This window comes from Streptomyces cyanogenus (assembly GCF_017526105.1).
In the GTDB taxonomy this organism is placed as follows: Bacteria; Actinomycetota; Actinomycetes; order Streptomycetales; family Streptomycetaceae; genus Streptomyces; species Streptomyces cyanogenus.
In genome coordinates, this window is sequence record NZ_CP071839.1 from 4,963,721 (window position 1) to 4,972,500 (window position 8,780).

Below are 8,780 nucleotides of genomic sequence, written 5' to 3' on the forward strand. Positions count from 1 at the left end.
CCGCCGAGCGGGGTGTTCCTACCAGGCGGACGGATTCCGGCCGTCCACGGCGAAGACCGTGCCGTCCGGCGCGGCGGCGAGGACGCGGTCGCCGACCGGCACCGGGGCGGGCGGGGTGCCCATGACCTGGTCGGAGTGCGCGCCCAGCCGCGCCGGAGTCTGCCCGACGAGCCGGCCCTTGCGCGCGTCCACGGCGAGCAGCCGGCCGTCGCCGGCGGTGAAGTACACCCGCCCGCCCTGCACGACGGGCACCGAACCGCGGCTCACCGACGTCTCCAGATGCCACAGGCGCCTGCCCGACACCACGTCCACGGCGTCCAGGGAGCCGCCGGTGGCCAGCACGTAGACGACGTTCCCGCGCACGGTGGCGTGCGCGCCGTCGAGCACGGCGGGCAGCGCGACGCGCCGGGTCGCGCCCGTCGCGGGGGTGTAGCGGACGATCTCCTTGGCGCCGTACGCGCTGTCCACGGCCAGGAAGAACACCGAACCGTCCCGCGCGGCGAACGGCTTGAGCCAGCCCCGCAGCCGTACGTCCCACCGCACCCGGCCGGTCTCCGGGTCCACGGCGGTCACCTGCGTGCTCGTCCCGTCGGCGGACGTACGCGTCGCCCAGGCCGCCGACTCGCCGGGGAACGCCACGAAGGCGGGCACGCCCTGCCCGGGTACGGCACCGCGCCAGCGCGTGGCGCCGGTCGCGCCGTCCACTCCGGTGAGCGTGCCGTCGGCGCCCGCGAGCAGGGCCGTGCCGCCGGCGTACCGCACCGTCGTCCCCGCGGGCAGCCGGCGCTGCCAGACCTGCTTGCCGGTGGCCGGGTCGAGCCCCGCGAGCCGTGAGCCGCCGTCCGTGTACGGCTGCACCAGCCCGCCGGAGACGGCCGGCGGCCCGCTCGTGGACGGAGTGCCGACCGAGCGCCGCCACACCAGCCCGCCGTCGTCCTGCGAGAGCGCGAAGACGACACCCGGGCGGGCGCAGAGCACCTTTCCCGCCCCGTACGCGCAGTGCGGCACGCCCGCGCCGCCGACCGCCGGCCGGGCCGTCCAGGTACTGCCGGAAGCCGCCGTCAGGGTCGGCGCCTCCCTGCTCCCGGGTGCATGATCGTTTCCCCCCGGCACCCACACCGCGGCGAGCACGCCGGCCAGCGCGAGCCCGAGGCCTCCGGCCGCCAGCACCGCCGCCCGTCTGCGCCCTGGGCGCCGCCCGGCCGGCCGGGGGCGGCCGGGGCCCGTGGACGGGGGCAGGGACTCCCATGAAGATTCCGACGCGGAGTCCGATGCGGACTCGGACGGGGATTCCCATGCGGATCCGGATGCGAGCCGTGGTGCGGGCCCCGATGCGGGCTCGTCCTCGCCCTCGTCCGCCCGCGGCTCCTCACCCTCCCGCTGGGCCGGTATGAACGCCTGGGTGTCGTACGAGGCCGCCACCGAGCGCAGTTCCCGCATCAGCTCGTCCGGTGTGGGCCGGTCCGCGGGCTCCTTGGCCAGGCACCGCAGCACCAGCGGCGCGAGACCATCCGGTACGCCCGCCAGATCCGGCTCGTCGTGGACCACCTGGTAGGCGACGACGTACGGGCTGTCGGAGTCGAACGGCCCGCGTCCCGTGGCCGCGTGCACCATGACCGAGCCGAGCGCGAAGATGTCGGCGGCCGGACCCACCTCACGGGGGCGCCGGAACTGCTCGGGCGCCATGAACGGCGGCGTGCCGATCAGCTTCCCCGTCTCGGTGCGCAGTTCACTGTCCTTCGGCCGGGAGATGCCGAAGTCGATGACCTTCGGACCGTCCTCGGCCAGCAGCACGTTGCTGGGCTTCAGATCCCGGTGCACGACCCCGACCCGGTGGATGTCCCGCAGCGCCTCGGCGAGCCCGGCCATCAGCCGGCGCAACTGCTCAGGCGCCAGGGGACCCTTCCGCTTCACCTGGTCGGAGAGAGTCGGACCGGGAATGAACAAGGTGGCCATCCAGGGCCGTTCGGCCTCCGGGTCGGCATCCACGACGGGCGCCGTGAAGGCACCGCTGACCCTGCGCGCGGCGGCCACCTCCTGCCGGAAACGGCCTCTGAACTCGGGATCCCGGGCGAACTCGGCGTGCACGACCTTCACCGCGAGGCGCATCCCCGAGGTACTCCGGGCGAGGTGGACGATGCCCATGCCACCGGACCCCAGACAGGACTCCAGACGGTAGTGACCGGCGTATTCAGGAAGTTCCGCTTCCGCGCCCGCTCCACCGTTGCGCTGTGGCGACATGGACCACCCCCGTGCTCTTCGTCCGCGCGCGCGACGCACGGAGCCTAGTCGATGACTCGTACGGGACAGAGGCGGCTTGCTAGCGTCTGCCTGCGAGTCGCGCACACGCGTTGCGCGCCGAATTCAGCGACACACGGGGGAGGACCACATCATGTCAGTCGACCGCGCACAGGAGACCGAGGGCATCGACGAGGGCACGGCGGTACAGGCGGCGGCAGCCGTCCGCACCTACGCCGTCGCCCCCGGCGTCCGGCTGAACGTCCGCAGCGGCCCGGGCACCCAGTACAACCTGGTCCGCGTCCTGCCGGAGGGCGTCCGGGTGCCGATCTACTGCCAGACGCCCGGTACGACGGTGTCGGGCACGTACGGCACGACCAACATCTGGGACCTCATCGACAGCGGCGAGTACGTCTCCGACGCCTACGTCAACACCGGCAGCGACGGCTACGTAGCCTCCCGCTGCGGCTGACCGCGCCCGCACGGCCCGTCCCACCGGGGAACCGCCCCGCCGGGACGGGCCGTTTCGTCGGGGCAGGGGCGCGTCCCGGGCGTACCCCTACGGGCTGGGCGGACGGGCTTGCACTGCGTGGGAGCCGGATGGAACGGCGTCCTGTACTTCCGCCTCGGTCCGGGCGGCCGCCACGACCGACCCCGCCCCGCGCGCCCGCCTTGCGCGCCTGCCCCCCCGCCTTGGCCCCGCGAGACTGCTCGGCCCCGGCACCCGGCAGTCACCCACCCCGGCAGGCACCCGTCTCGGCAGGGACGCGCGCCGGCCAGGAGCCGCCCCGCCCGGGAGGCCATCGGCGGGCGGAGCCATAATCGTCCCGTGAGCGACGAAACCGGCACCCCGGACACCACGGCGGGCTCCGTCGGCCGCGCGGCCCAGGGCGACGGCGTGGCCCCGGGCGGCGGCCCCCGCCCCGAACCCCTGCGCTTCTTCGGTACGTCCTGGGTGAACCACGACAACGGCTACGCGGCCCGCCGCGCCGGCGTCGCCGTCGGATCCCTCGCCGCTGCCGCCGTCTCCTGCCTGGTGCTGCGCTTCGCCTACCAGGGCATCCAGATCGCCGAGACCGGTTCCTTCGTGACCGTGCTGGTCGTCGCCATGTTCGCGATCTGCAGCGCGCTCGCCTTCCGCAACACCTGGGAGGGCTTCGGCCGGCGTCACGACCCGCAGCGCCAGGCAAGCCTGCGCGGCCTGCTCGCCATCGGCTTCGTCGGCTCCCTGCTCGCCTACTTCTTCCGCTCCCTCACCGAGGCGCCCGGCGAGAAGCTGCACCGCGAGGAGTACGAGAAGGCACGCGAGGCCCACGAGCGCCGTACCACCCGCCGCACCGGCAACCCGTCCCGGAAGAAGCGCCGCCGGTAGCAGGCCGGAAACGGGCAGGACAGGCAGGCGGTGGTGCCCTAGACAGGACCCCATGACCGCCGCCCAGCCCACGCCCGCCGACCCGCACGCCTTCCACGCCGCCCGAGCCGGGTCCTTCAACTCCGCCGCCGCCCGGTACGCCGCGAACCGTCCGTCCTATCCACCCGCCCTCTTCGACGCCGTCGAGGAACTGGCCGGCCGCCCCCTGTCCGGCGCCCGGACCGTGGACGTCGGCGCCGGCACCGGTATCGCCACCGCTCTCCTGCACGCCCGCGGCGCCGACGTCCTCGCCGTGGAACCCGGTGCGGGCATGGCCGCCGAGTTCCGCCGCGCGCTGCCCCACATCCCGCTCGTCCGCGGCGACGGCAACGCCCTCCCCGTCGCCGACGCCCACGCCGACCTCGTCACCTACGCCCAGGCCTGGCACTGGACCGACCCGGCCCGCTCGGTGCCGGAGGCGCTGCGCGTGCTGCGCCCGGGCGGTGCACTGGCCCTGTGGTGGAACACCCACCCCCTGGACGTCCAGTGGATCGCCGAGGCCGGCCGGCGCGTCGCCCGCTTCCTCGGTGCGGACGTCGCCGCCGAGGCGAGCAAGCCGGGCAAGCCCGACCAGCAGGCCGACCCCGGCGGGCGCCTGGACTTCGCCCGCCGCACGGTCCGCTGGAGCCGCCGCGTCCCGATCGACACCCATCTCGCCAACGTCGGCAGCCACTCGGCGTTCCTCGTCGTCCCCGAGGAACGCACGGCCGCCTTCCTGGAGGAGGAGCGCGCCTACCTCCTCGAAATCTTCCCGGACGGCACGGTCGAGGAGACCTACGACGTCCTGCTCCTGGTCGCCCGTACCCCCTGAGACAACTCCTCACCCGGCCCACCCCCTTGACGCCACGACCTCTCCAGCCCAATTATTCATCGCATGATGAATTATGCGACGGACCCTCCGCCCCAGACACCGGCCCCCGCCGTCCACGCCGACGACCTCACCGTCGTCCGCGGCTCCCGCACGGTCCTGCACCACCTCCACTTCACCGTTCCCCGCGGTCAGATCACCGGCCTGCTCGGCCCCTCCGGCTGCGGCAAATCCACCCTCCTGCGCTCGATCGTCGGCACCCAGGCCAAGGTCAGAGGCACCCTGAACGTCCTCGGCCACCCGGCCGGCCACTCCACCCTGCGCAGCCGCGTCGGCTACGTCACCCAGGCCCCCTCCGTCTACGACGACCTCACGGTCCGTCAGAACCTCGACTACTTCGCCGCGATCCTCGACCCCGGCCGGGCCGCCGCCGAACGCCGCCACCAGCACGTCACCCAGGCCATCGCCGACGTCGACCTCACCCGCCACGCCGACGCCCTCGCCGGCAACCTCTCGGGCGGCCAGCGCAGCCGCGTCTCCCTGGCCGTCGCCCTCCTCGGCACCCCCGAACTCCTCGTCCTGGACGAGCCGACCGTCGGCCTCGACCCCGTCCTGCGCCGCGACCTGTGGAACCTCTTCCACGACCTCGCCGCCACCCGCGGCACCACCCTCCTCGTCTCCTCCCACGTCATGGACGAGGCCGAGCGCTGCCACCGCCTCCTCCTCATGCGCGAGGGCGAGGTCCTGGCCGACGACACGCCGGACGCCCTGCGCAACCGCACCGGCACCGACACCATCGAGGCCGCCTTCCTCCACCTGGTCGACGAGGCCGCCGCGGGCCGCACGAAGGAGAGCACCCGATGAGTACGACGACCCAGGCGGCCCCCACCCCCGCCTCCGGCACGCCCAACGCCTCCCGCACCACCGCCACCGCGGCCCGGGTCCTGCGCCAGCTCCGCCACGACCCGCGCACCATCGCGCTGATGATCCTCGTCCCGTGCCTGATGCTGGTCCTGCTGCGCTACGTCTTCGACGCGAGCCCCCGCACCTTCGACACCATCGGAGCCTCGCTGCTCGGCGTCTTCCCGCTGATCACGATGTTCCTGGTCACCTCCATCGCCACCCTGCGCGAACGCACCTCCGGCACCCTCGAACGCCTCCTCGCCATGCCCCTGGGCAAGGCCGACCTGATCGCCGGCTACGCCCTGGCCTTCGGCGCCCTCGCCATCGTCCAGTCCGCCCTCGCCACCGGACTCGCGGTCTGGCTCCTCGGCCTCGACGTCACCGGCTCCCCCTGGCTGCTCCTGCTCGTGGCCCTCCTCGACGCCCTGCTCGGCACGGCCCTCGGCCTCTTCGTCTCGGCCTTCGCGGCCTCGGAATTCCAGGCGGTCCAGTTCATGCCCGCCGTGATCTTTCCCCAGCTCCTCCTCTGCGGCCTGTTCGCTCCCCGTTCCGACATGCACCCCGTCCTGGAGGCCGTCTCCGACGTCCTGCCGATGTCGTACGCCGTCGACGGCATGAACGAGGTCCTCCACCACAGCGACATCACCGCGACCTTCGTGCGGGACGTCCTGGTCGTGGCCGGCTGCGCGGTCCTCGTCCTGGGCCTGGGCGCGGCGACGCTACGACGGCGCACGGCCTAGGCACAGCTCCCGCCCGCCCTGTGCCGGCCCCGTTCCGCCCACCGGACAGCGGATCCGCGCACCCCACCCCGGTGCCAAACTGAACCGCATGAGCCAGAAAGTCGCAGTCCTCGGCACCGGCAAGATCGGCGAAGCCCTGCTCAGCGGAATGATCCGGGCCGGCTGGTCCCCCGCCGACCTCCTGGTCACCGCCCGCCGCCCCGAACGCGCCGAAGAACTCCGCACCCGTTACGGAGTCACCCCGGTCAGCAACACCGAGGCCGCCAAGACCGCCGACACCCTGATCCTCACGGTCAAGCCGCAGGACATGGGCACCCTCCTGGACGAACTCGCCCCGCACGTCCCCGCCGACCGCCTGATCATCAGCGGAGCCGCCGGTATTCCCACCTCCTTCTTCGAGGAGCGCCTGGCAGCGGGCACCCCCGTCGTCCGTGTCATGACCAACACGCCCGCCCTCGTCGACGAGGCCATGTCGGTCATCTCCGCCGGCAGCCACGCCACCGAGGAACACCTCGCACACGCCGAGGAGATCTTCGGCGGCGTCGGCAAGACCCTCCGCGTCCCCGAGAGCCAGCAGGACGCCTGCACCGCGCTGTCGGGCTCCGGCCCGGCGTACTTCTTCTACCTGGTCGAAGCCATGACCGACGCCGGCATCCTGCTCGGCCTGCCCCGGGACAAGGCCCACGACCTCATCGTCCAGTCCGCGATCGGCGCCGCCGTGATGCTCCGCGACAGCGGCGAACACCCCGTGAAACTCCGGGAGAACGTCACCTCCCCGGCCGGCACCACGATCAACGCCATCCGCGAACTGGAGAACCACGGCGTACGAGCCGCCCTCATCGCCGCCCTCGAAGCCGCCCGCGACCGCAGCCGCGAACTCGCCTCCGGCAAGAAGGACTGACCCGGCCGGTCCCCGCACCCGGCGGACCACCCCGCGGGCGGCGGCCCATCGCCGCCCGCGGACCCTCCCGGGCACACCGGCGCCCGGCTACCGGGCAGCGCTCAGCGAAGGCTCCGCCACGGGCGGCAGCAACCCGATCGCCCTGTAAGCCGTATCGACCGTCGGCCTGGCCAACGCCCGAGCCTTCTCCGCACCATCGCGCAGCACCCCCTCCACATAAACCGGATCGGCACACAGCTCCCGATGCCGGGCCTGCACCGGCCGCAGCACCTCCACCACCGCCTCCGCGGTGTCCTTCTTCAAAGAGCCGTACGAGTCGTAAACGTCCGCCAGTGACTCAGGGTTCCCACCCGTGCACGCAGCGAGAATGTCGAGCAGATTCGCCACCCCCGGCCGCTCGGCCCGGTCGTAGACGACCTCCCGCCCGCTGTCGGTCACCGCCCGCAGCACCTTCTTGCGCACCACGTCCGGCTCGTCCAGCAGATAGACGACACCCGCACCCGAGTCCTCCGACTTCCCCATCTTCCGCGTGGGGTCCTGCAGGTTCATCACCCGCGCCGCCACCTGCGGCAGCGTCGACCTCGGCACCACGAACGTGTGCCCGTACCGCTGGTTGAACCGCGCCGCCAGATCCCGGGCGAGCTCCACGTGCTGCGCCTGGTCCTCACCCACCGGCACCTCGTCCGTGCCGTACGCCAGGATGTCCGCCGCCATCAGGACCGGATACGTCAGCAGCGACAGACGCACGCTCCCACCGCGCTGCCGTTCCTTCGCGGCCTTCTCCTTGTACTGGATCATCCGCCGCACCTCCCCGTCGGCGGCCACACACTCCAGCAGGTACGACAGCCGTGTGTGCTCGTCCACATGGCTCTGCAGGAACACGGTGCACACCTCGGGGTCGAGCCCCGACGCCAACAACAGCGTGGCCGTCTGCCGGCTGAGCCTGCGCACCCGCGCCGGATCGTGGTCCACGGTCAGCGCGTGCAGGTCGACCACGCAGAACAACGAGTCAGCCCGGTGCTGATCCACCTCGGCCCAGCGCCGCATGGCCCCGAGGTAGTTGCCCAGGGTCAGGTGCCCGGTCGGCTGAATCCCGCTGAAGACCCGAGTCATCTCCACTCCACCTTCTGGTCGGGACCGCCGCTCCTGCGGCCGGCCCCCGAAGACCCGGAGGGAGATACGAGAACGGCCGCCGAAGCGGCGGCCGTTGAGTGCATACGTGTGTACGGCCGCCGTCAGGCGGCCCACCAGAGCTGGCTACACGTACGCGTCATCACGTCGTCCACAGTACGCCTCCGGAGTGCTCCTGGGGCGGGAGTTGACACACCCCTTGCCGATACGTACTGTTCTCCGGGTTGTCCGACGTGAGCGCCGACTCCGGTCGGTCCCCGGGCAGCCACTCCGCAAGCACCACCCACTCATTCGACGCTCCGGCGCCGACTGCTTTGGCGTGCGTATTTGCGAAATGAGGAATCCACGTTCGAAAGAACGCCGGCCCCCGATTAGCTCGGGAGCCAGGAATCCGCTAAAGTCTCACTCGTCGGAACGGCCCAACAGCCCGGAAGACAAACCCCGCTGACCGGGGATCAGACGCCGAAAGGATCTGATAGAGTCGGAACCGCCGGAAAGGGAAACGCGAGAGCGGGAACCTGGAAAGCACCGAGGAAATCGGATCGAGAAAAGATCTGATAGAGTCGGAAACGCAAGACCGAAGGGAAGCGCCCGGAGGAAAGCCCGAGAGGGTGAGTACAAAGGAAGCGACCGTTCCTTGAGAACTCA

The 8,780-nt window shown here is 72.2% G+C and carries 8 protein-coding genes; 6 read left to right on the forward strand and 2 right to left on the reverse strand.

Going from position 1 to position 8,780, the window contains the following annotated elements; genetic code table 11:
* Positions 1-18: 18 nt before the first annotated feature.
* Positions 19-2,241, reverse strand: a complete 2,223-nt coding sequence (locus tag S1361_RS22310) for a serine/threonine-protein kinase (RefSeq protein WP_208033571.1) — start codon at positions 2,239-2,241, stop codon at positions 19-21.
* A 151-nt stretch (positions 2,242-2,392) separates the two neighbouring features.
* Between S1361_RS22310 and S1361_RS22315 the strand changes: the two genes are divergently transcribed.
* The 6 genes from S1361_RS22315 to proC all read left to right on the forward strand — a co-directional run bounded on the left by S1361_RS22315 (position 2,393) and on the right by proC (position 7,001).
* The gene (locus S1361_RS22315) at positions 2,393-2,710 is read left to right on the forward strand and encodes an SH3 domain-containing protein (protein ID WP_208033572.1); all 318 of its coding nucleotides are present in this window, start codon (positions 2,393-2,395) and stop codon (positions 2,708-2,710) included.
* Between the two features lie 357 nt (positions 2,711-3,067).
* Positions 3,068-3,610 (forward strand): EamA/RhaT family transporter, encoded by a 543-nt coding sequence (locus S1361_RS22320; protein ID WP_208033573.1) that lies wholly within the window; start codon positions 3,068-3,070, stop codon positions 3,608-3,610.
* Between the two features lie 52 nt (positions 3,611-3,662).
* Positions 3,663-4,460: a class I SAM-dependent methyltransferase gene (locus tag S1361_RS22325; RefSeq protein WP_208033574.1), complete on the forward strand. Its 798-nt coding sequence runs from the start codon at positions 3,663-3,665 to the stop codon at positions 4,458-4,460.
* A 63-nt stretch (positions 4,461-4,523) separates the two neighbouring features.
* Positions 4,524-5,321 (forward strand): ABC transporter ATP-binding protein, encoded by a 798-nt coding sequence (locus S1361_RS22330; RefSeq protein WP_208033575.1) that lies wholly within the window; start codon positions 4,524-4,526, stop codon positions 5,319-5,321.
* The gene (locus tag S1361_RS22335; RefSeq protein WP_208033576.1) at positions 5,318-6,100 is read left to right on the forward strand and encodes an ABC transporter permease; all 783 of its coding nucleotides are present in this window, start codon (positions 5,318-5,320) and stop codon (positions 6,098-6,100) included. The genes S1361_RS22330 and S1361_RS22335 overlap by 4 nt, the downstream gene beginning before the upstream one ends.
* 88 nt (positions 6,101-6,188) lie before the next feature.
* Positions 6,189-7,001: a pyrroline-5-carboxylate reductase gene (gene proC, locus S1361_RS22340; protein ID WP_208033577.1), complete on the forward strand. Its 813-nt coding sequence runs from the start codon at positions 6,189-6,191 to the stop codon at positions 6,999-7,001.
* 87 nt (positions 7,002-7,088) lie between these two features.
* On the opposite strand, the gene trpS is transcribed toward proC, so the two are convergent.
* Entirely contained in the window at positions 7,089-8,114 is a 1,026-nt protein-coding gene (gene trpS, locus S1361_RS22345; RefSeq protein WP_208033578.1) for a tryptophan--tRNA ligase, read from the reverse strand.
* Positions 8,115-8,780 lie beyond the last annotated feature (666 nt).

Excerpts from the sequence above, each read along its gene's own strand:
- S1361_RS22315 (WP_208033572.1), top strand. The coding sequence starts at position 2,393 with ATGTCAGTCGACCGCGCACAGGAGACCGAGGGCATCGACGAGGGCACG.
- S1361_RS22325 (WP_208033574.1), top strand. The coding sequence starts at position 3,663 with ATGACCGCCGCCCAGCCCACGCCCGCCGACCCGCACGCCTTCCACGCC.
- trpS (WP_208033578.1), bottom strand. The coding sequence starts at position 8,114 with ATGACTCGGGTCTTCAGCGGGATTCAGCCGACCGGGCACCTGACCCTG.
- S1361_RS22335 (WP_208033576.1), top strand. The coding sequence starts at position 5,318 with ATGAGTACGACGACCCAGGCGGCCCCCACCCCCGCCTCCGGCACGCCC.
- proC (WP_208033577.1), top strand. The coding sequence starts at position 6,189 with ATGAGCCAGAAAGTCGCAGTCCTCGGCACCGGCAAGATCGGCGAAGCC.
- S1361_RS22310 (WP_208033571.1), bottom strand. The coding sequence starts at position 2,241 with ATGTCGCCACAGCGCAACGGTGGAGCGGGCGCGGAAGCGGAACTTCCT.
- S1361_RS22330 (WP_208033575.1), top strand. The coding sequence starts at position 4,524 with ATGATGAATTATGCGACGGACCCTCCGCCCCAGACACCGGCCCCCGCC.